Source organism: Achromobacter sp. ACM05 (assembly GCF_019218915.1).
GTDB lineage: Bacteria > Pseudomonadota > Gammaproteobacteria > Burkholderiales > Burkholderiaceae_B > Achromobacter > Achromobacter animicus.
Genome location: NZ_JAHUWQ010000001.1, coordinates 1,652,624 through 1,677,859 on the forward strand (window position 1 = coordinate 1,652,624; position 25,236 = coordinate 1,677,859).

At 67.2% G+C, this 25,236-nt stretch carries 17 protein-coding genes and 2 riboswitches; of the genes, 11 read left to right on the top strand and 6 right to left on the bottom strand.

Annotated features, from left to right (window positions below; all coding sequences use genetic code 11):
- The first annotated feature begins 34 nt into the window (after positions 1-34).
- Both KW836_RS07545 and dcd read left to right on the top strand, forming a co-directional pair.
- A complete protein-coding gene (locus KW836_RS07545; protein WP_218343291.1) occupies positions 35-3,838 on the top strand; it encodes a translocation/assembly module TamB domain-containing protein in 3,804 nt (1,267 codons plus the stop codon).
- A 110-nt stretch (positions 3,839-3,948) separates the two neighbouring features.
- Positions 3,949-4,512 (top strand): dCTP deaminase, encoded by a 564-nt coding sequence (gene dcd, locus KW836_RS07550; protein ID WP_008166733.1) that lies wholly within the window; start codon positions 3,949-3,951, stop codon positions 4,510-4,512.
- 4 nt (positions 4,513-4,516) lie between these two features.
- Here the strand turns inward: dcd and KW836_RS07555 are convergent, their stop codons facing one another.
- Complete coding sequence (locus KW836_RS07555) at positions 4,517-5,431, bottom strand: GNAT family N-acetyltransferase (protein WP_218342877.1); 915 nt, start codon at positions 5,429-5,431, stop codon at positions 4,517-4,519.
- Positions 5,432-5,588: 157 nt separating this feature from the next.
- Here KW836_RS07555 and KW836_RS07560 point away from each other — a divergent pair, with 157 nt between their 5' ends.
- Positions 5,589-6,830, top strand: coding sequence for a diguanylate cyclase (locus KW836_RS07560; RefSeq protein ID WP_175184670.1), 1,242 nt, complete (start codon positions 5,589-5,591; stop codon positions 6,828-6,830).
- 9 nt (positions 6,831-6,839) lie between these two features.
- Here the strand turns inward: KW836_RS07560 and KW836_RS07565 are convergent, their stop codons facing one another.
- A complete protein-coding gene (locus KW836_RS07565; RefSeq protein WP_218342878.1) occupies positions 6,840-7,358 on the bottom strand; it encodes a GNAT family N-acetyltransferase in 519 nt (172 codons plus the stop codon).
- Between the two features lie 107 nt (positions 7,359-7,465).
- On the opposite strand from KW836_RS07565, the gene KW836_RS07570 reads away from it, so the two are divergent.
- The 8 genes from KW836_RS07570 (at position 7,466) to gcvP (ending at position 18,270) form a co-directional block, all read left to right on the top strand.
- Positions 7,466-7,918: a hypothetical protein gene (locus tag KW836_RS07570; protein WP_056566280.1), complete on the top strand. Its 453-nt coding sequence runs from the start codon at positions 7,466-7,468 to the stop codon at positions 7,916-7,918.
- A gap of 176 nt (positions 7,919-8,094) precedes the next feature.
- The gene (locus KW836_RS07575; RefSeq protein ID WP_062839975.1) at positions 8,095-10,356 is read left to right on the top strand and encodes an arginine/lysine/ornithine decarboxylase; all 2,262 of its coding nucleotides are present in this window, start codon (positions 8,095-8,097) and stop codon (positions 10,354-10,356) included.
- A 23-nt stretch (positions 10,357-10,379) separates the two neighbouring features.
- Positions 10,380-11,582 carry an NAD(P)/FAD-dependent oxidoreductase gene (locus KW836_RS07580; RefSeq protein ID WP_218342879.1) on the top strand — a complete coding sequence of 401 codons (1,203 nt, stop codon included), beginning with the start codon at positions 10,380-10,382 and terminating at the stop codon, positions 11,580-11,582.
- 201 nt (positions 11,583-11,783) lie between these two features.
- A complete protein-coding gene (locus KW836_RS07585; RefSeq protein ID WP_175122490.1) occupies positions 11,784-12,398 on the top strand; it encodes a superoxide dismutase in 615 nt (204 codons plus the stop codon).
- A 30-nt stretch (positions 12,399-12,428) separates the two neighbouring features.
- Positions 12,429-13,322 carry a ZIP family metal transporter gene (locus KW836_RS07590; RefSeq protein WP_056559064.1) on the top strand — a complete coding sequence of 298 codons (894 nt, stop codon included), beginning with the start codon at positions 12,429-12,431 and terminating at the stop codon, positions 13,320-13,322.
- Between the two features lie 65 nt (positions 13,323-13,387).
- A riboswitch (glycine riboswitch) is annotated at positions 13,388-13,489 on the top strand.
- Between the two features lie 45 nt (positions 13,490-13,534).
- Positions 13,535-13,657, top strand: a riboswitch (glycine riboswitch).
- Between the two features lie 86 nt (positions 13,658-13,743).
- Positions 13,744-14,844: a glycine cleavage system aminomethyltransferase GcvT gene (gene gcvT / locus KW836_RS07595; protein ID WP_218342880.1), complete on the top strand. Its 1,101-nt coding sequence runs from the start codon at positions 13,744-13,746 to the stop codon at positions 14,842-14,844.
- Between the two features lie 98 nt (positions 14,845-14,942).
- On the top strand, positions 14,943-15,320 hold the full coding sequence (gene gcvH / locus KW836_RS07600) for a glycine cleavage system protein GcvH (RefSeq protein ID WP_056559057.1): 378 nt from the start codon (positions 14,943-14,945) through the stop codon (positions 15,318-15,320).
- Between the two features lie 76 nt (positions 15,321-15,396).
- On the top strand, positions 15,397-18,270 hold the full coding sequence (gcvP, locus tag KW836_RS07605) for an aminomethyl-transferring glycine dehydrogenase (protein ID WP_218342881.1): 2,874 nt from the start codon (positions 15,397-15,399) through the stop codon (positions 18,268-18,270).
- A 138-nt stretch (positions 18,271-18,408) separates the two neighbouring features.
- Here the strand turns inward: gcvP and KW836_RS07610 are convergent, their stop codons facing one another.
- The 4 genes from KW836_RS07610 to KW836_RS07625 form a co-directional block, all read right to left on the bottom strand.
- Entirely contained in the window at positions 18,409-20,364 is a 1,956-nt protein-coding gene (locus KW836_RS07610; RefSeq protein WP_218342882.1) for a DUF945 family protein, read from the bottom strand.
- Positions 20,365-20,593: 229 nt separating this feature from the next.
- Positions 20,594-22,069, bottom strand: a complete 1,476-nt coding sequence (locus KW836_RS07615; RefSeq protein ID WP_218342883.1) for a M81 family metallopeptidase — start codon at positions 22,067-22,069, stop codon at positions 20,594-20,596.
- Between the two features lie 29 nt (positions 22,070-22,098).
- Entirely contained in the window at positions 22,099-23,508 is a 1,410-nt protein-coding gene (locus KW836_RS07620) for an amidase (RefSeq protein ID WP_175184663.1), read from the bottom strand.
- A gap of 27 nt (positions 23,509-23,535) precedes the next feature.
- A complete protein-coding gene (locus tag KW836_RS07625; RefSeq protein WP_175122496.1) occupies positions 23,536-25,233 on the bottom strand; it encodes an ABC transporter ATP-binding protein in 1,698 nt (565 codons plus the stop codon).
- Positions 25,234-25,236 lie beyond the last annotated feature (3 nt).

Here is a 25,236-nt window from a genome sequence, read left to right on the forward strand (position 1 = left end):
CCATGTGCTGGTGTGGTGGCTGCCCGGCCTTGCCATGCTGGTTGCGCTGGCGGCTGGCTTCATCTTCTGGCTGGTGGCCTCGCAGAACGGCACGCGCCTGTTGCTGACGACCGCCGCGCAGCAACTCGAAGGCCAGGCGCTGGACGTGAACGGCTCGCTGCTGCACGGAGTGACCGTGGGGCGTCTGGAGCTGACGGCCGGCGGCACGCACGTCGACATCCACGACCTGGATCTGTCCGTGCGCTGGAGCGCGCTGGGCGACCGGCTCTTGCATGTGCGCAATCTGTCCGCCGGCTCGGTCCGCGTGGACATGGAGTCCTCGCCCGAGACGCCGCCCGCCGAGGAAAGCAGCGAACCCTTCACGTTGCCCAAGCTGCCTGTGACTATGGCCGTGGACCGGCTGGCGCTGGGCGACTTCCAGTTCACCCAGGACGGCGAGCCGCTGCCCGTCACCTTGAATGACCTGAACGCGACCTTTGCCGCCAGCCAACAGGGCGCGCAATTGCGCATCGCCAGCCTGCGCGTTGGCCACGAGGTGGGCGAGGCCGATGTGACCGGCCAGGCCGATCTGCAGGCTCTGGCCGACCCCTGGCCCTTTGCGGCGCGCCTGGACGTGACGGCGCGCGGCGCGGGTCCCGACTCTCCCCTGTGCCAGGCCGATCGGCTGAGCGGCGTGTTTGGTCCGGTGGCGGGGCAGGCGCCGGCCAAGGACAAGGCCGAAGAATCGGCCAAGGAGCCCGCTGCGGCCAAGAAATCGGCTGCGTCCAAGGCCCAGGCTCCGGCCAACCGCGCAGGCGCTCGCAAGGCCGAGGCCGCCGCCAAGGGCACAAATGCCGCCAAGCCGGCGGAAACGGCCAAGGGCCGCATCGACGCCGCAGCAGCTTCCAAGGGCAAGGCAGAGCCTGCCGCCACCGCGGCCGCGCCGATGGGGCCGCCCGTGCCTGCGTGCCTTGTCGTGCTGCACGCCGACGCCGCGGGATCGCTGGACGGCATCCAGGCCAAGATCGACGGCACGGGATCCAATTTCGTGCTCGATGTGGTGGCCGATCTGGCGCCGCGCACGGCGCTGGTGCTGCGCAGTGCCAGGGCGCGAGCGCAGTTGCCGGACAAGTCCACGCTGGCCGCGCAATTCGACCTGCAGGCGGGCGACGCGCCCGGCCGCGACCGCATCGTCGGATCGCTGGATGCGCAGCGTCTGGACCTGGCGCCCTGGACGGGCAATGCCATTCCACCCGCGCTGCTGACCGTTCGTGCCGATGTGCAGGCCGACATTGAAAACCTGAGCGCGCTGCGCCATGCCGCCGTCAACCTGCGTTTTGAAGAGGGCAGCCGCTGGAACCGCCAGCCGCTGAGCGGGGATCTGAAGGCGCAGGTGGATGTGACTGGGACGGGGGGCGGTGCGGCAGCCGATGCTGCGGCAGCCGGTGCTGCGGCTGGCGCCGCAGTGGCTCCTGCCGGGACGGCCGCGCGTGATCCGGCGGTGGACCCGTTGGCCGGCCTGCGCATCCATGGCCTGGACGTGGACCTGCGGCTGGGCCGCAATCGCGTGCGCGCGACGGGCGAACTGGGCGCATCCAGCGGCGCCATCACGCTGGATGCCCAGGCGCCGCAACTGGACGCCTTCTGGCCCGACATACCCGGCGGCGCCGACGTGAAGGCCCGCGTCGACGGCACGGTGGCCGCGCACCGCGGCGAGCTCACCGCCAGCTATACGCCGCCGCGGCCCCGGCCCGGCATCATCGGGCAATCCCGCGCGCAGGCCAATCTGACCTTCAACGGCGGCTGGGGCAGGGGCCCCGCAGGCCAGCCCGACGCGGCGCTGGTGGGCTGGCGCGGCACGTTTTCACGGCTGAGCGCGGATACCGCCGGATTCGCCGTTTCCCTGGATCGCCCGGTCACGCTGTCCTTCCTGCCCGCTGCCGTGGCGCCGCAATGGCAGTGGCAGGTCGGCCAGACCGGCGTGAGCCTGACCCTCCCGGGCAAGGAGCGCCTGTCCGTGGCGCACCAGGGATCGCGCGGCGGCGGCAAGCGCTGGGAAACCGCCGGGCAGTCGGACAACCTGGTCATCACGGCCGGCGTGGCGCGCCAGGTGGTCGGCGCCTTCGATCCGGAAGCCGCGGCCAAGCTGGGCCGCAACGCCGGCCGCGTGAACGCGATGGTTCCCGATGGCCAGCGCCGCATCGCGCTCGACCTGCTGTGGGACTTGAAATTTGACGGACGCCTGGCCGGCCGGGCCCGCATCGCGCGCCGGGCGGGCGACCTGCTGATTCCGGGCGATCCCCCGGTGCCGCTGGGCGTGAAGGCGCTGGTCGTCGACGTGACCGCCACGCCCACCTCGGCCAACGCCAGCCGGCTGGACGCCCGCCTGGACCTGTCGACGGAAAAGATGGGGTCGATCAACGGCACCGGCACGGCGGTCCTGCTGGTGGACGCGCAGGGCGGGATGGCGCTGGATTCGCGCCAGCCGCTGCGGGCGCGCCTGAATGCGGACATCGCCGACCTGGCGTGGGTTGGCCTGTTCGTGGGCGACGCCATGGAAGTGGGCGGTACGCTCAAGGCCAACATCGACGTGCAGGGCACGCTTGCCGGCCAATGGGGCGCCACCGGTTCGATCCGGGGCGACAAGCTGAGGCTGGTGCGCATCGACGATGGCGTGCGGCTGATCGATGGCACGCTGTCCGCCCGCCTGGACGGCCAGCGGCTCATTCTGGACAGCCTGCGCTTTCCGGCGTCGCTGCGCGTGATGCCTGCCGAATGGCGCACCAAGGAATGGATCACGACCAACGCGGGCGCCAAGGGCGGTTACGCCGAAGCGAAGGGCGACTGGAACATCATGGACGGCGGCGGCGCGATCAAGCTGACGCTGTTCCGATTCCCGGCCCTGCAGCGATCGGACCGCTACGCCATGGTGTCCGGCACGGTCGAGGTGCGGGCGGCCATGCCGCGCCTGGAGATCGTGGGCAACCTTAGCGCCGACGCGGGCTGGTTCAGCCTGGAGATCCTGCAGGGCGTGCCGACGCTGGATGACGACGTGCGCGTGATCCGCGCGGGCGACGATCCCAACAAGGTCTCGACGCCGCTGCAGACCAGCATGGACCTGAAGTTCGACATGGGGCCGCGCTTCTACATCACGGGCATGGGGCTGGACGCCGGCCTGCTCGGTTCCATCCAGATCCGGCTGAACGAGGGCCGGCTGACAGGCTGGGGCCAGTTGCGCACGCGCGGCGGCGGCATCGAGGCCTATGGCCAGCGGCTGCGCCTGAGCCGCGGAACCCTGACGTTCCAGGGCCGTCTGGACAACCCCATCCTGGACATCGAGGCGCTGCGCACGGGTGAACTGGTCGAGGCCGGCGTGCGCGTGGTGGGCACGGCCCAGCGTCCGCGCATCGACCTGGTGTCCTACCCGGAAGTCAGCGACGTCGAAAAGCTGTCGTGGCTGCTGCTGGGCCGGGGGCCGGACGAAAGCGGCGGCGACGCGGCCTTGCTGGTGTCGATCGGCACCGCGCTGCTGGGGGGCGGTCAGCCGTTCTACAAGCAGTTCGGCCTGGACGACGTGGCGGTGCGCACCGGCAACATGGGCAGTTCGGGCAGCATCCTGCCGGACCGTACGGTGGCCGGCAATGTGAACCGCGATATCGGCAGCGACCTGTCCACGCAATTCCTGGTGGCCAGCAAGAACTTCGCCAACGGCATCACGCTGAGCGTCGAGCAGGCGCTGTCCGGCAGCGATACTGTTGGGCGCGCCAGCTACCGGCTGGCGCGTGGTCTGTCCCTGGATTTGAAGGGCGGCTCGGTCAACGGGATTTCGCTGGTGTACCGCACCCTTTTCGGCAATTGAGCCGGCGCCCGGCTTGAGGCGGGACAAGTCTGTCCCGCCCGGCCGGAATCAGGTCCGGCGCGCTCGGGATAAAATGATGCCCATTCCAAATCCCTAGCACCACACCCACCATGAGCATCAAAAGCGACCGCTGGATCCGCCGCCAGGCCGAAGCCGGCATGATCGAACCCTTCGAACCGGGGCAGGTTCGTACGGCCAATGGCGGGCGCATCGTCAGCTACGGCACCAGCAGCTACGGCTACGACGTGCGCTGCGCCGACGAATTCAAGATCTTCACCAACATCAATTCGACCATCGTCGATCCCAAGAACTTCGACGAAGGCTCGTTCGTGGATTTCAAGGGCGACGTCTGCATCATCCCGCCGAATTCCTTCGCCCTGGCGCGCACGGTGGAATACTTCCGCATCCCGCGCAGCGTCCTGACGGTCTGCCTGGGCAAGAGCACGTACGCGCGCTGCGGCATCATCGTCAACGTGACTCCGCTTGAACCCGAATGGGAAGGCCACGTCACGCTGGAATTTTCCAACACCACGCCGCTGCCCGCCAAGATCTACGCTGGCGAAGGCTGCGCGCAGATGCTGTTCCTGGAAAGCGACGAGGTCTGCGAAACCTCGTATCGCGATCGCGGCGGCAAATATCAAGGCCAGCGCGGCGTCACGCTGCCGCGCACCTGATCGTTCAGCCTGGCTGCGCCGGGCGCGGGTTATCGCTCGGGCAGTCACGCAGGTAGTCGATATCCCACTCGCCTTCGCCGGTCTGCACGAAGCCGTGCCGGCGATAGAAGCGGTTCGAATTGCTGCCGCGCAACGCGCTCAATGTCACCCCGACGCCGCGGCGGTCGGCGTCCTGCAAGATCCGGCGCAGCACCTGGCCGCCCACGCCTCGCCCCTGCGCAGAGGGATGCACGTACAGATGATCCAGCCGCAATCCCTTTCCCTCCGGCCGCAGGCAATAGAACCCGATGCGTGTGCCGTCTTCTTCGATGTGCCAGGTGCACTCGGGGCGGAAGGTGCCGCGCAGCCGCTCGCGCGCCCGGTCCGGGTCAAAGCGGCCCAGCCGTTCCAGGCTGTCGCGCATGGCCTCGATCCGCAGCGCCAGCAGCGCTTCGAAGTCGGCCTCGGCTGCAGGCGTGAAGCGCAGCGACGCAGGCGCCAGCTCGTCATAGCCCCGGCCCAGAAACTGCAGGATGCAGATGCCGTGGCCATAAGGATCGGCCAGATGCGCAATGCGGCCCCAGTCATGCGTGATGGGCGGATCCTCCAGGCGCGCGCCCGCGGCGACCGCCCGGGCCACGGCCTGGTCCACGTCCTCCACCACGACGTCCAGATGCACGGGCGTCCAATGCCGCGCGTAGTCGCGGCGCTGACGGACTGCGCCGCCGGCCGCCGGATCGCCGGCCGCCGGACCGCCGGCCGCCGGACCGCCGGTCGGCGTGCCCGCCGCCTTTTCGAGCAGATAGATGGGGGCATCGGCGCCCAGCAGTTCGGCCCCCGTGGAACCCAGCCGCCGGTTCAGCGTCAAGCCGAAGGCCGACTGGTAGAAACCGATCGCGTGTTCGAGATCGGGAACATCGATATTGACCAGGATTCTCATGGGGACATTCTGATGGTGAAGCGCCAGCACGGTAGAGGTGCAAACCCCGGTGTTGTGCGGCCTGCGCTAAAGAACCTTATGCCGCGTCCGTAAAAAGATTACATGTGTTTGCCGATTTGGCGACGTCATTTCTGCAAGCGTTAGCAAGGCCCAATCCGTGCGTTACCCCCATATTCCCTGGCTGCCCCTGTTGTTCTATCCCGCGTTGCCGGTGGCCGCAGCGGTCGGGCTGCTGTTCTGGCGGGATTGGCCGCCCGCGCTCAGCCTGATCGTGCCGTTCGTGCCATGGGTCATGGCGCTGATCGGATCGGCGATCTGCCTGATGTATCAACGCTCGCAGACCATGGCGCTGATGCTGTGCGTGCTGGCCGTCACGGCGGCCTGGCCCACGCTTGCCCGGGAAGCCCCGTGGGCCATGGGGCCGGTGCTGGCCTGGTGGTCGCTCGTCTACACCATCAATGCCCTGTGGTCCGAACGATCCAGCATGCTGATCGACGTGGCGCTGCGCATCGGCTTGATCGCCGCCGGCGTGGCTGTGATTGCGCTGGTGGGCAAGGACGGCGTGGGCGAAATCTTCAGCACCGTCGCGCTGCAGGGCATGCTGGCGCGCCTGGGCGTACCGGCCGAGGCGCTGATCGCGCTGCTGGGCACCGGCCTGACGTTGACGCTGCTGCTGTTGCGCTACGGGCGCCCGCAGCAGGCAGGGCAGTGGCTGGGCTTCGTGTGCATGGCCTGGGCGCTGCCGCGTGGCGCGGCGCATCCGCTCGAACTGGCGCTGATGTCCGCCGCGGCGTTGACGGCCCTGTGCATCTCGTTGGCGCACGAAGGCTTTCACATGGCGTTCCGCGACGAGCTCACCGGGTTGCCCGGCCGCCGCGCGCTGAACGAGCGGCTGCAACGCATGGGCCGCCTCTACACGCTGGCCATGGCTGACGTGGACCATTTCAAGGCCTTCAACGATACGCACGGCCACGATGTGGGCGATCAGGTGCTGCGCATGGTCGCCTCGCAGTTGCGGCGCGTGCCGGGTGGCGGCCAGGCCTACCGCTACGGCGGCGAGGAATTCACGCTGGTGTTTCCCGGCAAGACCGCGGCCGAGGCCATGCCGCACCTGGAAACGGTGCGGCGCGCCATCGAGGCCTATCAGATGCGCCTGCGCGACAAGCCGGCGCGTCCCAAGGCGGACCAGATCGGCCAGCGCCGCCGCGGCGGACGGGGAGGGCGCGGCGCCCGGCCCTTGCGCGTGACGGTCAGCATCGGGGTGGCGGAACGCAGCGATGCCTTGCGCGCCCCGGACGCCGTCATCAAGGCCGCCGACCAGGCGCTCTACAAGGCCAAGGACGGCGGTCGCAATCAGGTGTGTGCCTTCGGCGCGCGCCGCCGCGCGGGCGCTGCCTGACGCCAGCGCCTACCGGTCGGCCAGCGGCATCGCCATCAACGCTTCGTCGTACAGCTTGCCGTTGACGCACAGCGCTTCGCGCTCGTGGCCATACACGGTGAAGCCCAGACTGGCGTAAAGCGCGGACGCCGCGACGTTGTTGGCGGTGACGCTCAGCTGCACCTGCCGGATGCCGCGCATGGTGCGCGCATGGTCGATCGCCGCGTGCATCAGCAGCCGGCCCAATCCCCGGCCGCGCTCGGCGGGTGCGACGTACATGCTCCAGATGTGCGCCTTGTGCCGCACCTTCAGCTTGCGCTGGCGTCCCACGCCGACGATGCCGGCCAACACCTCGCCGAGAAACGCGCCAAACATCGCGCCATCGTTGGCCGGCGAAATCCATTCGCGGATGTCCGCCAATGTCAGCGTGTGTTCCTCTTCGTAACTCGATCCAAAGGACTCGGGCGTTTCGACCAGCGCATTCAAACGCAATTGCCGCAGGGGCGCGGCGTCGGCAGCGATCAGTCGTCGGACGACAGGCTCGTTCATGGCGGCTTTGAGAGTGTTGGGATTAGGTAACGTTTGAGGAGTATAGGGGGATGGGCTTGCCTATAATGGCCCCAACGCCGCTTGCGGTTTTCAACAAGGAGCCATTGATGTTCGGTTTCCTCAAGACAAACCAGGATGCGACGCGCCACGAAGTCCAGGAAGAATTCGTGGCCCGTGTCGCGGGTGCAGCGCAGGACTTCGTGGAGGCGGCCGGTTCAACCGGCGCCGTGCTGGACTACTCCCCGTCCAGCGTCCATGCGCTGGATGACGCACTGGAGGCCGCCCATCTGGGCACGCTGCCTCTGACCCCCATGCAAACCGTCGGTGCTGCCGCCTATCTCTACGAGGTCGGCCGCCGCGCGCATGGCGGGTTGTACGAGGTCTGCGACGACGAAGATCCCGTGGTCCTCGTCTGCGGAGAACCCGGCTCCGAAGTGTGCTTTGGCGCCATCGCCAAGGTCGAGCGGCGCATCCGTTACGGGGCCGCCGAGGCCATCCCCGCCTACTTTGACCTCTTCATGACAGCCCTCCAGACGGGCGAAGCGCAGACCATCCGGTAGGCTGATCTGGCGCTTCTGGGGATTTCCCTTAGGGCTGTAAGAAAAACAGCCCTACAATTCCGCAATTCCCGCCGGCCGGCGGGTGCTCGTGCCGTCTGTCATCAGACGGTTTTTTACTCGCAGTACATTCGCGCCGCGATACGCGTCCGATCCGCCATGCCCCCAGGAGCGCCTGCATGAAATTCCGCTTCCCCATCTTCATCATCGACGAGGACTACCGTTCCGAGAACGCGTCCGGTTTGGGTATCCGTGCCTTGTCCGCAGCAATCGAGGCCGAGGGCGTCGAGGTGATCGGGGTGACCAGTTACGGCGACCTGAGTTCGTTCGCGCAGCAGCAGAGCCGCGCCAGCGCCTTCATCCTGTCGATCGACGATGAAGAGTTCGACGTGGACTCGCCCGAGGACGTGGCCAGCGCAATCAAGAACCTGCGCGCCTTCATTGGCGAGCTGCGCTTTCGCAACGCGGACATTCCCATCTATCTGTACGGCGAAACGCGCACGTCGGAACACATTCCGAACGACATCCTGCGCGAGCTGCACGGCTTCATCCACATGTTCGAGGACACGCCGGAGTTCGTGGCGCGCCACATCATCCGCGAAGCCCGCAGCTACGTCGACAGCCTGCCGCCGCCGTTCTTCCGCGAGCTGGTGAAGTACGCCCAGGACGGTTCGTATTCGTGGCACTGCCCGGGGCACTCGGGCGGCGTGGCGTTCCTGAAGAGCCCGGTCGGCCAGATGTTCCACCAGTTCTTCGGTGAAAACATGCTGCGCGCCGACGTCTGCAACGCCGTGGACGAACTGGGCCAGCTGCTGGACCACACCGGCCCGGTCGCCGAATCCGAACTGAACGCCGCACGCATCTTCCACGCGGACCATTGCTTCTTCGTGACCAACGGCACGTCGACCTCGAACAAGGTCGTGTGGCACGCCAATGTGGCCGCGGGCGACGTCGTGGTGGTGGACCGCAACTGTCACAAGTCGATCCTGCACGCCATCACGATGACGGGCGCGATTCCGGTGTTCCTGCGCCCCACACGCAACCACCTGGGCATCATCGGCCCGATCCCGCTCGAAGAATTCCACCCGGACAACATCCGCAAGAAGATCGAAGCGAACCCCTTCGCGCGCGAAGCGGTGAACAAGAACCCGCGCATCCTGACGCTGACGCAGAGCACGTACGACGGCGTCATCTACAACGTCGAAATGATCAAGCAGCAGCTCGGCAGCTATGTCGACACGCTGCACTTTGACGAAGCCTGGCTGCCGCACGCGTCGTTCCACGAGTTCTACCAGGACATGCACGCCATCGGCCAGGATCGCCCGCGCAGCCAGGACGCCATGGTGTTTGCCACGCACTCCACGCACAAGCTGCTGGCCGGCATTTCGCAGGCCTCGCAGATCATCGTGCAGGAATCCGAGACCCGCAAACTGGACCGCAACGTCTTCAACGAGGCGTACCTGATGCACACGTCCACGTCGCCGCAATACGCGATCATCGCGTCCTGCGACGTGGCCGCGGCCATGATGGAACCCCCGGGCGGCACCGCGCTGGTCGAGGAAAGCATCCGCGAAGCCCTGGACTTCCGCCGCGCCATGCGCAAGGTGGAATCCGAGTTCGGCAAGAACGACTGGTGGTTCAAGGTCTGGGGCCCGAACCGCCTGGTGGCCGAAGGCATCGGCAACCGCGACGAATGGATCCTGGAAGCCAACGATCACTGGCACGGCTTCGGTGAAATGGCCGAAGGCTTCAACATGCTGGACCCCATCAAGGCCACGGTCATCACGCCGGGGCTGGACATGTCGGGCAGCTTCGGCGAAACCGGCATTCCCGCCGCGCTGGTCTCCAAGTACCTGACCGAGCACGGCGTGGTGGTTGAAAAGACCGGCCTGTATTCGTTCTTCATCCTGTTCACCATCGGCATCACCAAGGGCCGCTGGAACACGCTGTTGACCGCCTTGCAGCAATTCAAGGACGACTACGACCGCAACCAGCCGCTGTGGCGCATCCTGCCGGAGTTCTGCCGCGACCATCGCCGCTACGAGCGCATGGGACTGCGTGACCTCTGCCAGCAGATCCACGAGGCCTACCGCGAGCGCGACGTCGCCCGCCTGACGACCGAGATGTACCTGAGCGACATGGTGCCGGCGCTGAAACCGTCGGACGCCTTTGCCCGCATGGCGCACCGCGAAGTCGAGCGCGTCGACATCGACAAGCTGGAAGGCCGCGTCACGGGCGTGCTGCTGACGCCGTACCCGCCGGGCATTCCGCTGCTGATCCCGGGCGAACGCTTCAACCGCACCATCGTGCAGTACCTGCAATTCGCGCGCGAGTTCAACGAACGCTTCCCCGGCTTCGAAACCTACATCCACGGCCTGGCCGACGAAGTGGGTCCGGACGGCGAAAAGCGTTACTACGTTGACTGCCTGATCGAAGAGTAAGCACGGGCGGGCCGGAAATCTTGATGTTCGATGTTGCAGTGCTTGGCGCGGGCGCCGCGGGCATGATGTGCGCGGCGGTCGCGGGTCAGCGCGGCCTGCGCGTGGTGCTGGTCGACCACGCGCAGCGCCTGGCCGAGAAGATCCGCATTTCGGGCGGCGGGCGCTGCAACTTCACGAACATCGGGGCCGGGCCCGCCAATTTCCTGTCTGAAAATCCCCATTTCTGCCGGTCGGCGCTGTCGGCCTACACGCCGCAGGACTTTCTGGCGCTCATGAAGCGCCACCGCATCGCCTGGCACGAGAAGCATCGCGGCCAGCTGTTCTGCGACGACTCCAGCGAAAACATCATCGACATGCTGCGCGCCGAGTGCGACGCGGGCAATGTGCAATGGCGCATGGGCTGTTCGGTGGCCGAGGTCGCGCATGGGGCCGAAGGTTTCGAGCTGCGCACCAGCCAGGGCATCATCCGGGCCGCCAAGCTGGTCGTCGCGACCGGTGGCATGGCGATTCCGCAACTGGGCGCAACGGACTTCGGGCTGAAGATTGCCCGTCAATTCGGCCTGAAGGTCGTCGAGCCGCGCCCCGCGCTGGTTCCGCTGACCTTCGACCCCGCACAGTGGCAGCCGCTGTCCGAGCTGTCCGGCGTGGCGCTGGAAGTGAACCTGCAGACGGGGCAGGGCAAGACGCGCGGTGAATTTCTGGAAGACCTGCTGTTCACACACCGCGGTCTGTCGGGGCCCGCGATCCTGCAGATCTCCAGCTACTGGAAGCCGGGCGAGCCCATCGTGATCGACCTGGCGCCGGGGCGCGATCTGGCGCAGGAACTGCTGACATCCAAGTCCGGCAACCGCCAGCAGCTTCATACGGTGCTGGGCGGACTATGGCCCAAGCGGCTGGCCGACCGCTGGCTGCAATTGGCCGAGCAGGGCGGCAAGCCGGGCCTGGCCGCGCTGCGCCTGGCCGACGCGCCGGACAAGACGCTGCGCGGGCTGGCGCAGGACATCCATCAGTGGACGCTCGTGCCCAGTGGCACGGCAGGCTACAAAAAGGCCGAAGTCATGCGCGGCGGCGTGGACACGCGCGGACTGGACCAGAAGTCCATGCAGGCCAAGGCCGCGCCGGGCCTGTATTTCATCGGCGAGGCCGTCGACGTGACCGGCTGGCTCGGCGGCTACAACTTCCAGTGGGCGTGGGCCTCGGGCGTCGCCTGCGGCCAGGCGCTGTAGCTGCGGCCAGGCGCGCTGGTTAGGCACCGGCCGCTTTCACCCCAAATCCTGAAAACTCCCGAAGCAACCTGCGTGGCCGCCATTGCGGCTTTCCGGCATTCCGGCATTCCGGCATTGTGATATCAAATAAAAATACATATCATTTATGTTTGGATCTTTATCAAAGCCGTCCCGCGAGGGACGGATCAGCCGGAGACTCGCATGGCCTACACCCTTCCGCCCCTGCCGTACGCCTATGACGCGCTGGAACCCCACATCGACGCAATGACGATGGAGATCCACTACACCAAGCATCACCAAACCTATGTCACCGGCCTGAACACCGCGCTCGAAGGCGCCGGCATCGCCACGGACGAACCCGTGGAAGCGCTGGTCGCGCGCATCAAGGAATTGCCGGAAGCCGTGCGCGGCGCGGTGCGAAACCACGGCGGCGGCCACGCCAATCACAGCCTGTTCTGGTCCGTCATGTCGCCGCAGGGCGGCGGCGAGCCGGATGGGGCGCTGGCTGCGGCCATCGACGCCGAGCTGGGCGGTCTGCCCGCCTTCAAGGAAGCCTTCACCAAGGCGGCGCTGACGCGCTTCGGCAGCGGTTGGGCCTGGCTGAGCGTGACGCCGGCCGGTAAGCTGGTGGTCGAGAGCAGCGCCAACCAGGACAGCCCGCTGATGGACGGCAATACGCCGATCCTGGGCCTGGACGTCTGGGAACACGCTTATTATCTGAAGTACCAGAACCGCCGGCCGGAATACATCGGCGCTTTCTACAACGTGGTGAACTGGCCCGAGGTCTCGCGCCGCTACGCTGCGGCAAAGGGCTAAGCGCATCTCCCCAAAGGAGCGCAGCCGCATATGAATACCTTCAGCCGTCATCGCGTGCGGCCGGCGGCCACCAGCATCAGCGTCTGGACGCTGGCCGTGATGGTGTCCTGCCTGGCCCTGTACCAGCTCTGGGTTTACCTGGACGTGCGGGCGCCGCACGTGGCCGACGCGCTGCTGGGCGGTCTTGTCGCGGCCGCCGCCACCGCCCTTGGCACCCTTCCCATTCTCTTTGCCCGCACCATTCCGCAGAAGGCGCAGGACAGCATGTTCGGCTTTGGGGCCGGCGTCATGCTGGCCGCCAGCGCGTTTTCGCTGGTCGCGCCGGGCATCGCGGCGGGTGAGGAATTGGGGTACGGTCCCTGGGGCGCCGGCCTGACGGTCGGCGCCGCCCTGCTGTTGGGGGCGGCCGTGCTGCTGCTGATGGACCGGGTTCTGCCGCACGAGCATTTCATCAAGGGCAGGGAAGGGATGGAGGCGCACCGCCTGCGCCGCACCTGGCTGTTCGTGTTCGCGATCATGCTGCACAACCTGCCCGAGGGCCTGGCGATCGGCGTGGGCTACGCGGCGGGCGACCCCGTGCGCGGCACGGCGCTGGCCACCGGCATCGCGATCCAGGACATTCCCGAGGGGCTGGTCGTGGCGGTGGCCCTGCTTGCCGCCGGCTACAAGCGCACGTTTGCCGTGGCCTTGGGCATGCTGTCGGGGCTGATCGAGCCCGTCGGCGCTGTGCTGGGCGCCGCCGTGGTCGGCTGGTCTGCGCCGCTCCTGCCGTGGGGCCTGGGTTTTGCCGCGGGCGCCATGCTGTTCGTCATCAGCCACGAGATCATCCCGGAATCGCACCGCAAGGGGCACGAGGTCTACGCCACCTGCGGCCTCATGATCGGTTTCGTGCTGATGATGCTGCTGGATACCGCGCTGGGATAGCGCCGGCGGGCGTGCAACAGGCCTAGGCTTACCCCGGGCTTTCGTTGTATGCTTTCGGCGCTGCCACGCATGCTGCGGGAGAGAGCGGCCGAAGGCGTCAAGCCCGGCCGCCGCCGAAGGCGCAATTCGCCCAGAATCGCTCAGGTAACCGATACCGCGCAGGCTTGCCCCGTCCCGCATTTGCCGCCATTGCCGGCTACGCAGACGTGGCAAAACAGCACTCTGGAGAGACCTGGCGCCGCGCCCTGAACAGGGACACTGCGAGCAGCCCAGGCGCCGAAGGTGCAAACCCGCCACGCGGGGCAACTCTCAGGCAAAAGGACAGAGGGGCGGAAGATTCAGCCGTTGCGCGGGCGCCGTCCGCCCGCAACCAGCGGCATTCCGTAACCCTGGCATCGCTGCCGTCCCGGAGTCCCCCCGCATGTCCGCATCCCTCAAACGCACCGCGCTCGCCGAAGAACACATCGCCGCCGGCGCCCGCATGGTCGATTTCGGCGGCTGGGACATGCCGCTGGCCTACGGTTCGCAGCTCGAAGAGCACCATGCCGTGCGCCAGGACGCCGGCATGTTCGACGTCTCGCACATGCTCAACGTCGACGTGACGGGCCCGGATGCCTTCGCCTTCCTGCAGCGCCTGGTCGCCAACGACGTCGCCAAGCTGACGGTCCCGGGCAAGGCGCTCTACAGCTGCATGCTGAACCCGCAGGGCGGCGTCATCGACGACCTCATCATCTATTTCTTCTCTGCCGACGAATGGCGCGTGGTGGTCAACGCCGGCACGGCCGACAAGGACGTGGCCTGGATGCAGCGCGTCAAGCAGGCCGGCGCGTTCGACGTGACCATCGCCCCGCGCCGCGATCTGGCCATGGTGGCTGTGCAGGGCCCCAACGCCCGCGCCAAGGTCTGGGCCGCCCGCCCGGCCTGGCAAGCCGCCAGCGAACCGCTGACTCCCTTCGTCGCCGCCCGCGTGGGCGACGACACGCTGGTCGCCCGCACGGGCTACACCGGCGAAGACGGTTTCGAAATCGTCCTGCCCGCTGCGGAAGTCGTGCAACTGTGGCGCGACCTGATCGCCCAGGGCGTGCGTCCGGCAGGCCTGGGCGCGCGCGACACGCTGCGCCTGGAAGCCGGCATGAACCTGTACGGCCAGGACATGGACGAACTGACCCACCCCGGCGAAGCCGGCCTGACCTGGACCGTGTCCGGCAAGAACGCCGAGCGCCGCTTCATCGGCCGCGACGCGATCGAACAATTCGCCAAGCCCGCCACCTTCATCGGCCTGAAGCTGCAGGAACGCGGCGTCATGCGCGCGCACATGGCCGTGCGCACCGCGCAGGGCGTGGGCGAGCTGACCAGCGGCACCATGTCGCCCACGCTGGGCGTATCGATCGGCTTTGCCCGCCTGCCGCAAGGCGTGGCGCCGGGCGACAAGGTCGAGGTCGACATCCGCGGCAAGTGGGTGCCCGCCGTGGCGTGCAAGCTGCCTTTCGTGCGTAACGGCAAAGCCGTCGAACACTCGTAAACTCGAACCTCGCGCGTGCACCGGCCCGGTCAGGGCAACGGCCGCCCGCGCGAGGCGCGCAACACCATTCATCTACCCGCATTCCCTCAGGAGTTCCCATGAGTCTGCCCACCGATCGCAAGTACACCGAGTCCCATGAATGGGTCAAAGCCGAGGGCGACGTGTTCGTCGTCGGCATCACCGACACCGCCCAGGAGCAACTGGGCGATCTGGTCTTCGTTGGCGACGTGAACGTCGGCGCGAAGCTGAGCGCGGGCGAAACCGCCGGCGTGGTCGAGTCGGTCAAGGCCGCCTCGGACATCTACGCGCCCGTGTCCGGCGAAATCGTTGCCTTCAACGAAGAGCTGGAAAGCAACCCCAACCTGATCAACGAATCGGCCTTCACCGCCTGGATCTTCAAGATCAAGCCGGACAACGCCGCCGACGCCGACAAGCTGCTGGACGCCGCCGGCTACGAAGCCGTCGCCAACGGCTGATGCTGTACGCGGGGGACGCGGGGCGCTGTCGCGCCCTGTCCCTTGCCAGACGCAATACCTATCCCGAGATCTCCCCATGTCGCGCGCCCTAGACACCCATACCGACTTCATCCCCCGCCACATCGGCCCCTCCGACGCCGACCAGGCCGCCATGCTTGCCGTGATCGGCAGCGACAGCCTGGACGCCCTGATCGAAGAAGTCGTGCCCCCCAAGATCCGCAGCAAGGAGCCGCTGGCGCTGCCCGCGTCGCGCAGCGAAGCCGACGTGCTGGCTGAACTGAAGCAGGTCGCGGGCCGCAACAAGGTCTACCGCAGCTACATCGGGCAGGGGTACTACGGCACGCAGACGCCCAACGTGGTGTTGCGCAACATTCTTGAAAATCCCGCCTGGTACACGGCCTACACGCCCTACCAGCCCGAGATTTCGCAGGGCCGCCTGGAAGCCCTGCTGAACTACCAGACGATGGTCGCCGACCTGACCGGCCTGGACATCTCCAACGCCTCGCTGCTGGACGAAAGCACCGCCGCCGCCGAAGCGATGACGCTTGCGCGCCGCAGCGCCAAGTCCAAGAGCCCGGTGTTCTTCATCTCGGGCCACGTGCATCCGCAGACCATCGAAGTCGTGCGCACGCGCGCCGAAGGCCTGGACATCGAGATCCGCATCGGCGACGAAGCCGAAGGCCTGCCCGAGTGCTTTGGCGTGCTGCTGCAGTACCCGCACAGCACGGGTTCGGTGTCCGACTACCGCAAGCTGGCTGAAGCCGCCCACGCGCAAGGCGCCGTGGTCGCGTGCGCGACCGATCTGCTGGCGCTGGCCGTGCTGGCCGCGCCGGGCGAGTGGGGCGCCGACATCGCCGTCGGTTCGGCCCAGCGCTTTGGCGTGCCGTTCGGCTTTGGCGGCCCGCACGCCGGCTTCATGGCCTGCAAGGACGCATTCAAGCGCAACATGGCGGGCCGCCTGGTCGGCGTGTCCAAGGACGCGCAAGGCAATCCCGCGCTGCGCCTGGCGCTGCAGACGCGTGAACAGCACATCCGCCGCGAGAAGGCCACCTCCAACATCTGCACGGCGCAGGTGCTGCTGGCCGTGATGGCCGGCATGTACGCGGTGTGGCACGGCCCGGCCGGCATCCGCCGCATCGCCGAGCGCGTGCAGCGCGCCACCGCCATCCTGCGCGCCGAGCTGATCAAGCTGGACGTCAAGGTCGCCAACGACACGTTCTTCGACACGCTGCTGCTGGAAACCGGCGCCGCGACGCCCGCCATCCTGACGGCTGCCGACTGCGCGCACATCAACCTGCGCCGCGTCGATGGCGCCCGCCTGGCCATCTCGCTGGACGAGACCGTCACCGTGGCCGACCTGGAAGCCCTGGTCAACGTCTTCGCCGCCGGTCTTGAGCGCGATGACGTCGAACTGGACATCGACGCGCTGGACGCCGCGGCCCCCGGCGGCATTCCCGCCTCGGTCGCCCGCGAAAGCGCGATCCTGAAGCACCCCATCTTCTCCAGCATCCAGTCCGAAACCGACATGCTGCGCTACCTGCGCAAGCTGGCCGACAAGGATCTGGCGCTGGACCGCACGATGATCCCGCTGGGTTCGTGCACCATGAAGCTCAACGCCACGGCCGAGATGATCCCCATCACCTGGCCCGAGTTCGCGCTGATCCACCCGTTCGCGCCGGCCTCGCAAAGCCAGGGCTACGTGGAACTGATCGACCGTCTGTCCGCCGCGCTGTGCGAAATCACCGGCTACGACAACATCAGCCTGCAGCCCAACTCGGGCGCGCAGGGCGAATACGCGGGCCTGCTCGCCATTCGCGGCTACCACCAGGCCAACGGCCAGCACCAGCGCAACATCTGCCTGATCCCGTCGTCGGCGCACGGCACCAACCCCGCCTCGGCGCAGCTCGCTGGCATGGACGTGGTGGTGGTGGCGTCCGACGCCAACGGCAACGTGGACCTCGCGGACCTGCGCGCCAAGATCGAACAGGTCGGCGACAAGCTGGCCGCGCTGATGATCACGTACCCGTCGACGCACGGCGTGTTCGAAGAAGCCGTCACCGAAATCTGCGATCTGGTCCACCAGGCCGGCGGCCAGGTGTACCTGGACGGCGCCAACATGAACGCGATGGTCGGCGTGGCCAAGCCGGGCAAGTTCGGCTCGGACGTGTCCCACCTGAACCTGCACAAGACCTTCTGCATCCCGCACGGCGGCGGCGGACCCGGCGTGGGTCCCGTGGCGGTGCGCTCGCACCTGGCGCCCTACCTGCCGGGCGTGGTGAACGAACAGGGCAAGCTGCCCGGCGACGCCAAGGTCGGCCCGGTCTCGGCCGCGCCGTTCGGCTCGGCCGGCATCCTGCCGATCCCGTTCGTGTACATCGCGCTGATGGGCGCGGACGGCCTGCGCCGCGCCACCGAAGTCGCCATCCTGAACGCCAACTACATCGCGACCCGCCTGCGCGGCCACTACGAGGTCCTGTACGCGGGCCGCAACGGCCGCGTGGCGCACGAGTGCATCCTGGACGTGCGTCCGCTCAAGGAAACCAGCGGCATCAGCGCCGAAGACATCGCCAAGCGCCTGATGGATTACGGCTTCCATGCGCCCACCATGAGCTTCCCGGTCGCGGGCACGCTGATGGTCGAGCCGACGGAATCCGAAGGCGTGGCCGAACTGGACCGTTTCATCGATGCGATGATCGCCATCCGCGAAGAAATCGCCCAGGTCGAGCGCGGCGAACGCGATCGTGACGACAACGTCCTGAAGAACGCGCCGCACACCGCGCAGATGCTGCTGGCCGAGGAATGGCTGCACGACTACCCGCGCCAGCAGGCCGCCTACCCGGTGGCAACGCTGCGCGACGGCAAGTACTGGCCGCCGGTCGCCCGCGTGGACAACGCGTATGGCGACCGCAACCTGGTCTGCGCCTGCCTGCCGATCGAAGCGTACGCGTAAGGCACGTGAATGCGTCCGGCCTTCGCGCCGGACGCTCTCTGCCCGATCCCCGCGATCAGGACGAAAAAAAGCCCCCGACCTTTACAGGCGGGGGCTTTTGCTTGGGGCCAGGCCTTGGATCAAGGCCTGCCGTTCAGCTTACTTCGCAGGCGCTTTCGCCGCGGCGCCGAAGTCTTCGGCGATGCTGATGAACGTGTTGAGCAGGATCTGCAGGTTGTCCTTGCCCAGACCGCCTTCGGCGTTCATGTCCATCTGCAGCACGGCCTGGTTCTTTTCATCGAGGTAGGCGCGGCTCCAGCGGTATTCCTGGTTCCAGGCGTTGATGGCCTTGAGCGTCATCGGCTTCTTGGTGGCATACGTGGCGGTCGCGACCAGGTCCAGGCACTTTTCCGTGAAGTCGTTGCACAGGAACTCCAGGCGCAGGTCGGTGGCGCCGGTGGTGCCCGGGTTCAGGACCAGCACGGGGCCGTCGGTGCCGTCGCTGCGGGTCACGGTGTAGCCCATGTCGTCCAGCATGTCGGCAACGTCTTCCAGGTTGAAGTCCTGCATGACGCCGGCAACCGGGGCCGGAGCGACGGGTTCGGCGTCCGGATCCATGCCGATGCCGGACAGCTCGTCGTCGTCGTCCAGGTCATTCATGCCGGTCGCGCCCAAGAGGCCGCTGAACAGTTCCTCGGCAGGAATCTTCTGGCCGTTCAGGTCGCCCATGCCGTCGGCAAAGGTGAACTTGCCGACGATGTTGTCGCCGTCGTTCTTGCCCACGTTCATCATTTCGGCCATGCCGGACATCTGGCGGATGTTCTCGTCAGCGTCGGCCGCGGCCTTCTCGGCGGGCACGCCTTCGGTCTTGACGGCGTACTGCACCATCAGGTCCTTCACCATGGGCTTGGAGATCACCAGCGAGGCGTCGATCTTCTTGATCGCCTGCACTGCGATTTCCTGCGGGGTCAGGTCCTTGGCGTTGGCCGGATTGGCCAGGTCCAGCGTGAAGGTCAGCTTGCTCTCGCCCTTGGCCGTCTTCCAGCTCAGCGGATCGATGCTGAACGACGGATTGCCCGCCAGCAGCTTGCCGGCGTTGTCCAGCAGAACGTCGAACTGTTCGTCCTTCAGGCCTTCGTCGCTGGCGCCCAGCATGTATTGGCGCATGAGCTGGTTGTAGGTGTCCGAGAGTTGCTTGACGGCCTGGCCGTCCAGCCGGGCCAGCTTGATCACGGCCTGGCCATTGCCCAGCACCACGTCGTTCACGGTGAGGTCGCCCGTCTGGTAGGCGGCCTGCACGTTGATGGACTTGTCGTCTTCGGACAGCTTCACGCCGTAGCTGAAGTTGTCCAGCCCGACCTTCATGTCGTCGGTGGGACGCAGCACGTCCACGCGCTTGATCTTCAGGTCCGAATTGCCCATCGAGATGCCGAACTTGCCCATGCGGCTGTCGACGTCCATGGTCAGGCCGGCGATGGTCATCTTGACGGGGTCGTGGCTCTTGCTGCCGTCCACCGACAGCTTGTCCATCACGCCGTGCGCGGTGACGGCCTGCGTGGCGCGGTCGAAGGTGCCTTCCATCCGCATGCCGCTGAAGTCGAGCGCGTTGCCGTCATGCGTGACGACGATCGGCGCGATCGCGGCGGTGGACGTGGCGTTGCCGCTGTAGCTGACGATGGCGTCGCCCATCAGCGGGGAGATGTCCTTGGTCAGTTCGAAGACGGGCTTGATGTTGTCCGTCTTGGCGATCTCGGTGTGGATGAACGCGAGCTTGGGCGCAATGGCGCCGCGCGACAGGGCGCTCTTGGGGAAGGGGCCGTGCTCGATGTTCGCGTCGAACTCGATCATGCCCGCGGGCAGGTCGTCCAGGCCCTTGTCGTTCTTGACGAGCGACACGCCATAACGTGCCTGCGTCGAGAACAGGCCGCGCTCGTACTTGAGCTGATCAATGCGCAGGCCGAACAGCGGCGTGATCTTGGCGAGCTTTTCGTTGGCCTGTGCCAGATGACGCTGCGCGTCTTCTTCGATGCGCTTGCCGGTGTACCACGTGGCCCCGACCCAGCTTCCCGCTCCCACTATGACCACGCCCAGGGTGATCGCTACGCTCTTTTTCATCGTTCTGCTTATATCGTTGATTGTCGAGTCATATCCGGCAGCGGCCTACGGCGCCACGCTCGTCCGCGCGAAGCGCAAGCGTCCTGGATACGCGTGTTCATCGGCCTGTCAGGCCCGCGGCGGAGTATACCGAGACGCGTGTCACGCTGAACGCGCGCGCAGTTACCGAAGATTTCAAAATGAAAGCCGGCGCCCGAGGCGCCGGCTTTTGTCGACAAAACGCTTGGTCTCAGAGCGGATCAAGCGGATAGATCGGACGGCGCACGTGCTTGAACTCGACCTGGCTGTAGTCGGACGTCGTGACGCCCACGCCGGTGCATTCGATGATCTCGGTCGCCATGTCCGAGAAGCCTGCGCGCCAGTGGATGCGGCTTTTCAGGACGACATACCGCTTTTGCAGCGGGTCGATGCCGGCCGACAGCAGGCAGTTTATGTCGAAGGGTTCCTGGTGGCGCGAGACGACCACGATTTCCACGCGGCCGGTGTCGATGACCACCGTCAGGCCGGTGTCGTTGCGCACGCCGCGGTACATCGGGCCACGGTTCAGGTAGACGCCGTCGAACACCAGCTTGACGCGGCCGGTGACTTCAAGCGGTTCGCTGGGCTGCTTGATGGCCGGCATGGGCAGCTTGCCGCCCAGCTTGATCGTGATGGTGTTGCCCACGCCCGCGGCGGCGGCTTCCGTTGCGGCCTGCGGATCGCAGATGGCGTAGAAGACCACGTTGTCCAGTTCCTGGCGCAGCACTTCGGCCAGCACGGCCGTCGTATCCATCGTGCCGCCCGAGCCCGTGTTGTCGTAGTGGTCCAGCAGCACGACCGGGCCTTGTTCGATGCCCTTGGCGCGCGTGATGGTCGGCGCCAGCGGTTCCGAATGGAACACCCAGTCGGCGCGGCCCTGCCACGCGCGGTCCAGCAATTCGTCGCGATGCTGTTCGGCGGCGGCCAGGTTGCCGTCCGTACAGACCACGGCGCTCAGGCCCGCTTCGCGAATGTCTGCATGGGGAAAGCCCACGAAGACGGACGCCGCCAGCACGCCGCTGGCTTCAAGTTCCTTGCACCGTTCCTGCAGCGGCTTGTTGGGCGCGGCGTGCGTGCCCTGGCACATGATGTGCGGCAGCATGGGCTTGTTGGCCCAGGTCATCACCGGCTTGATCTCGCCCTTGAGCGTGCGAACGATGACGTTCGCGGCGCGCACGCCCGCATCGCGGATATCCACGTGCGGATAGGTGTGAAAGCCGCTGATGACCGTGGCGTTGCGCACGATGTCGTCGTAGATGTTGGCGTGCATGTCCAGCGTCACGGCAACGGGCGTGTTGGGATCGATCTCGCGCAGGCGGCGCAGCAGGTCGCCCTCGGCGTCTTCCACGCCTTCGGCGACCATCGCGCCGTGCAGATCCAGCAGAATGGCGTCAAACCCGCCGCGCTTGACCTCGTCCAGGATCAGCGTGCACAGGCGTTCGTGCGTCTGCGCGCTGGTGGGGCCGCTGGGCCAGGACTCGGCCGCGACCGGCAGCACGATCTCGGCGCCCTCGCGGCGGGCGACCTCGATGTAGCCGCCCAGGCCGCTGTCGGTGTTCTCGTAGGCCTTGATGGCGCGATCGCCAGCCAGGATCTCGGGACTGCCGCGAAAGAAACGTTCAAGCGGGGTGGGCACGGGCGAAAACGTGTTCGTCTCGTGCTTGATCATTGCCAAAAGCCAACGCATGGGAAGTTCCTGTGGGTTGCCGGGGAGGGTCAGTGTGCTGAGGGCGGCTGGGGCCAGGGGCGCTGGGCGGGACGCATCCGTTCCCAGGCGCGCGCCACGCGCAGCACGCCCAGGTCGTCAAAGCGCGCGCCCGCGATCTGCAGGCCGATGGGCAGGCCAGCCTTGGTGTAGCCGCAATTGACTGAGGCCGCGGGCTGCTCGCTCATGTTGAAGGGCAGCGTGAACCCGATGTGGTGCATGGTCGTGGCGACCTCGTTCGTGGGCGAGGGCCATTCGGCGTTGTAGGCCACGACGGGCGCCACCGGCGACAGCACGTAGTCGTACGGCGCGCAGGCTGCGACGGTGCGCGCCCGCACGTTCAGCGTTTCGTAGTAGCTGCGGAAGACGTCTTCGCCGCTATGCCCGCCGCCGCTTTCGGCCCAAGCGCGGATGAAGGGCAGGATCTTGGCGCGGCGCTCCTCGGACAGCGCGCCCAGGTCGATGGCCGAGCGGGTGCGCCAGAACTTGTCCACGCCTTCCAGCATGCCGGGCGTCATCCACGGCTGCATCGGCGTGACGATGGCGCCCGCGGCCTCGAAGGCGCGCGCCGCGGCTTCGACGGCATCGCGCGTCTCGGGATCCAGCGGCAGCCCGCAGCCGGCGTCCAGCAACAGGCCGATGCGCAGGCCGCGCACGTCGTGTTCCAGATTCAGCCAGTCGATCTCCTGGAAGGGCAGGCTCATGTGATCGCGCGCGTCGGGCTGGGACAGCACGCCCATCATGAGCGCCGTATCGGTGATGGTGCGCGTCATGGGACCGGCGCAGCGGCCCATGAAGGGCGGATCGATGGGGATGCGGCCCAGGCTGGGCTTGAGCGTGGCGATGCCGCACCAGGCGGCCGGCAGGCGGACCGAGCCGCCGATGTCGGTGCCGATGTGCAGCGGGCCATAACCGGCTGCTGCGGCGGCGCCGGCGCCCGCGCTGGAGCCGCCGGGGTTTTTGGTCAGGTCCCAGGGATTGCGCGTCAGTTCATGAAAGCTCGACAACCCGGACGACAGCATGCCGTAGTCGGGCATGGTGGTCTTGCCCAGCAGCACGGCGCCGGACTCGCGCATGCGCGCCGCGGGCGGGGCGTCGGCGGCGGCCGGGGTCAGGTCGGTGGCGGCGGTGCCCAGCGGCACGGGCACGCCGCGCGTGGCGATGTTTTCCTTGATGGTGGCGGGCACGCCGTCCAGCGAGTACCCGCCGCAGGCCTGCGGCTCACCCTTCATCCAGCGGGCCTCGGACGCGCGCGCCATCGCCAGCGCGCCTTCCGGATCCAGCGCGTAGGTGGCTTTCAGCCGGGGCTCCCAGCGCTCGATATGGTCCAGCACCGACCGCGTCGCCTCGACGGGCGACAGGGTCTTGCTGCGATACGCCTCAAGGAGTTCCTGGGCGGACATTTCATGCGGTTGCGGCATCTCGGTTCCAGTGGGTCGGAAAAGGCGTCAGACGGCCGGGGAGGCGGACGGCAACAAGCCGGGCGCAATGGGCCGGAAGTTGCGGAAGTCCCAATCCCTGCCGGGGGCGGCGTCGATCAGGGCCCGCGTGTATTGGTGGCGCGGTTCGGTCAATACGGTTTCGGCAGACCCGGTTTCCACCACTTGGCCGCGCTGCATCACCATGATGGTGTCGCAGATCTGCGCGGCCACGCGCAGGTCGTGGGTGATGAACAGCACGCCCACGCCCGTACGTTCGCGCACCTGTTCCAGCAGCTCCAGCACCTGCGCCTGCACGGACACGTCCAGCGCCGAGACGGCTTCGTCGGCCACCAGGATCTCCGGGTCCATGACCAGCGCGCGCGCGATGCAGATGCGCTGGCGCTGGCCGCCGGAGAACTGGTGCGGATAACGCCGCATGGCGTCGGGGCTCAGACCCACGACGCTGAGGGTTTCGCTGGCGCGCTTGAGCGCCTGTTCGCGGGCCACGCCAAAGTTCAGCAGGCCCTCGATGATGGATTCGCCGACGGTGCGGCGCGGATTCAGCGACCGGTACGGATCCTGGAACACGATCTGGATGCGGCGGCGCACGGGACGCAGCGCCGAGCCGGACAGCGTGCTCAGGTCTTCGCCGCCCATCATCATGTGGCCGGCCGTGGGCTCGATGAGCCGCACGATGCAGCGCGCCACAGTCGATTTGCCCGACCCGGATTCGCCGACGATGCCCAGGATCTCGCCCTTGCGCAGCGTCAGGTTGACGTCCGTGGCGGCGATGACATGCTGCGCCGCCTTGCGCGAAAACAGCGAGCCTTTGCCGCCGTAGGTGCGGCCCAGGCCCTTGACGTGCAGCACCGGTGTGCCCGTCGGCGGTTCGCGACGCGACGGCACCAGGCTGGGCACCGACGAGACCAGCCGGCGCGTGTAGGACTGCTTGGGTTCGGCCAGGATCTCGTGGCGCGTGCCGCTTTCGATCAGGTCGCCGCGGTTCATGACGACGATGCGGTCCGCGATCTCGGCCACCACGCCGAAGTCGTGCGTGATGAACAGCACGGCCGTCTGGTGCTTGACCTGCAGCTCCTTGATGAGCGCCAGGATCTGCTTCTGCGTGGTGACGTCCAGCGCCGTGGTGGGCTCGTCGGCGATCAGCAGCTTGGGTTCCAGGATCAGCGCCATCGCGATGACGATGCGCTGGCGCTGGCCGCCCGAGAGCTGGTGCGGATAGGCGTCGTAGATGCGTTCTATGTCCGGCAGGTGCACCGACTGGAACATGTCCAGCACCTTGGCGCGGCGCTCGGCCGCCGACATGTTCTTGCGGTGCAGGCGCAGCACCTCGTCGACCTGCTTGCCCACCGTGTGCACGGGATTCAGCGCGGTCATGGGCTCTTGAAAGACCATTGCCATGCGCGTGGCGCGCAGCTCGCGCAGGCGGCGCTGCGTGGCCGTGGCGACGTCTTCGCCCTCGACGCGGATCGAACCCGCGCTGATGTTCAGGATGCCCTGCGGCAGCAGGCCCATGACGGCCAGCGACGTGACGGACTTGCCCGAACCGGACTCGCCGACCACGCACACTGTTTCGCCGGCGTGCACGTCCAGACTGAGGTTGCGCACGACGCGGTTGCCCGCGCCGGCGACTTCGACCGACAGGTTGCGGATGGCCAGGATGGCGGACGAAGTGTCGCCCGCGGGGGGATTGGGGGAATAGTTCATCGG

Coding starts and splice junctions, on each gene's coding strand:
- KW836_RS07545 (WP_218343291.1), top strand. CDS start 35: ATGCTGGTTGCGCTGGCGGCTGGCTTCATCTTCTGGCTGGTGGCCTCG.
- dcd (WP_008166733.1), top strand. CDS start 3,949: ATGAGCATCAAAAGCGACCGCTGGATCCGCCGCCAGGCCGAAGCCGGC.
- KW836_RS07555 (WP_218342877.1), bottom strand. CDS start 5,431: ATGAGAATCCTGGTCAATATCGATGTTCCCGATCTCGAACACGCGATC.
- KW836_RS07565 (WP_218342878.1), bottom strand. CDS start 7,358: ATGAACGAGCCTGTCGTCCGACGACTGATCGCTGCCGACGCCGCGCCC.
- KW836_RS07570 (WP_056566280.1), top strand. CDS start 7,466: ATGTTCGGTTTCCTCAAGACAAACCAGGATGCGACGCGCCACGAAGTC.
- KW836_RS07575 (WP_062839975.1), top strand. CDS start 8,095: ATGAAATTCCGCTTCCCCATCTTCATCATCGACGAGGACTACCGTTCC.
- KW836_RS07580 (WP_218342879.1), top strand. CDS start 10,380: ATGTTCGATGTTGCAGTGCTTGGCGCGGGCGCCGCGGGCATGATGTGC.
- KW836_RS07585 (WP_175122490.1), top strand. CDS start 11,784: ATGGCCTACACCCTTCCGCCCCTGCCGTACGCCTATGACGCGCTGGAA.
- KW836_RS07590 (WP_056559064.1), top strand. CDS start 12,429: ATGAATACCTTCAGCCGTCATCGCGTGCGGCCGGCGGCCACCAGCATC.
- gcvT (WP_218342880.1), top strand. CDS start 13,744: ATGTCCGCATCCCTCAAACGCACCGCGCTCGCCGAAGAACACATCGCC.
- gcvH (WP_056559057.1), top strand. CDS start 14,943: ATGAGTCTGCCCACCGATCGCAAGTACACCGAGTCCCATGAATGGGTC.
- gcvP (WP_218342881.1), top strand. CDS start 15,397: ATGTCGCGCGCCCTAGACACCCATACCGACTTCATCCCCCGCCACATC.
- KW836_RS07610 (WP_218342882.1), bottom strand. CDS start 20,364: ATGAAAAAGAGCGTAGCGATCACCCTGGGCGTGGTCATAGTGGGAGCG.
- KW836_RS07615 (WP_218342883.1), bottom strand. CDS start 22,069: ATGCGTTGGCTTTTGGCAATGATCAAGCACGAGACGAACACGTTTTCG.
- KW836_RS07620 (WP_175184663.1), bottom strand. CDS start 23,508: ATGCCGCAACCGCATGAAATGTCCGCCCAGGAACTCCTTGAGGCGTAT.
- KW836_RS07625 (WP_175122496.1), bottom strand. CDS start 25,233: ATGAACTATTCCCCCAATCCCCCCGCGGGCGACACTTCGTCCGCCATC.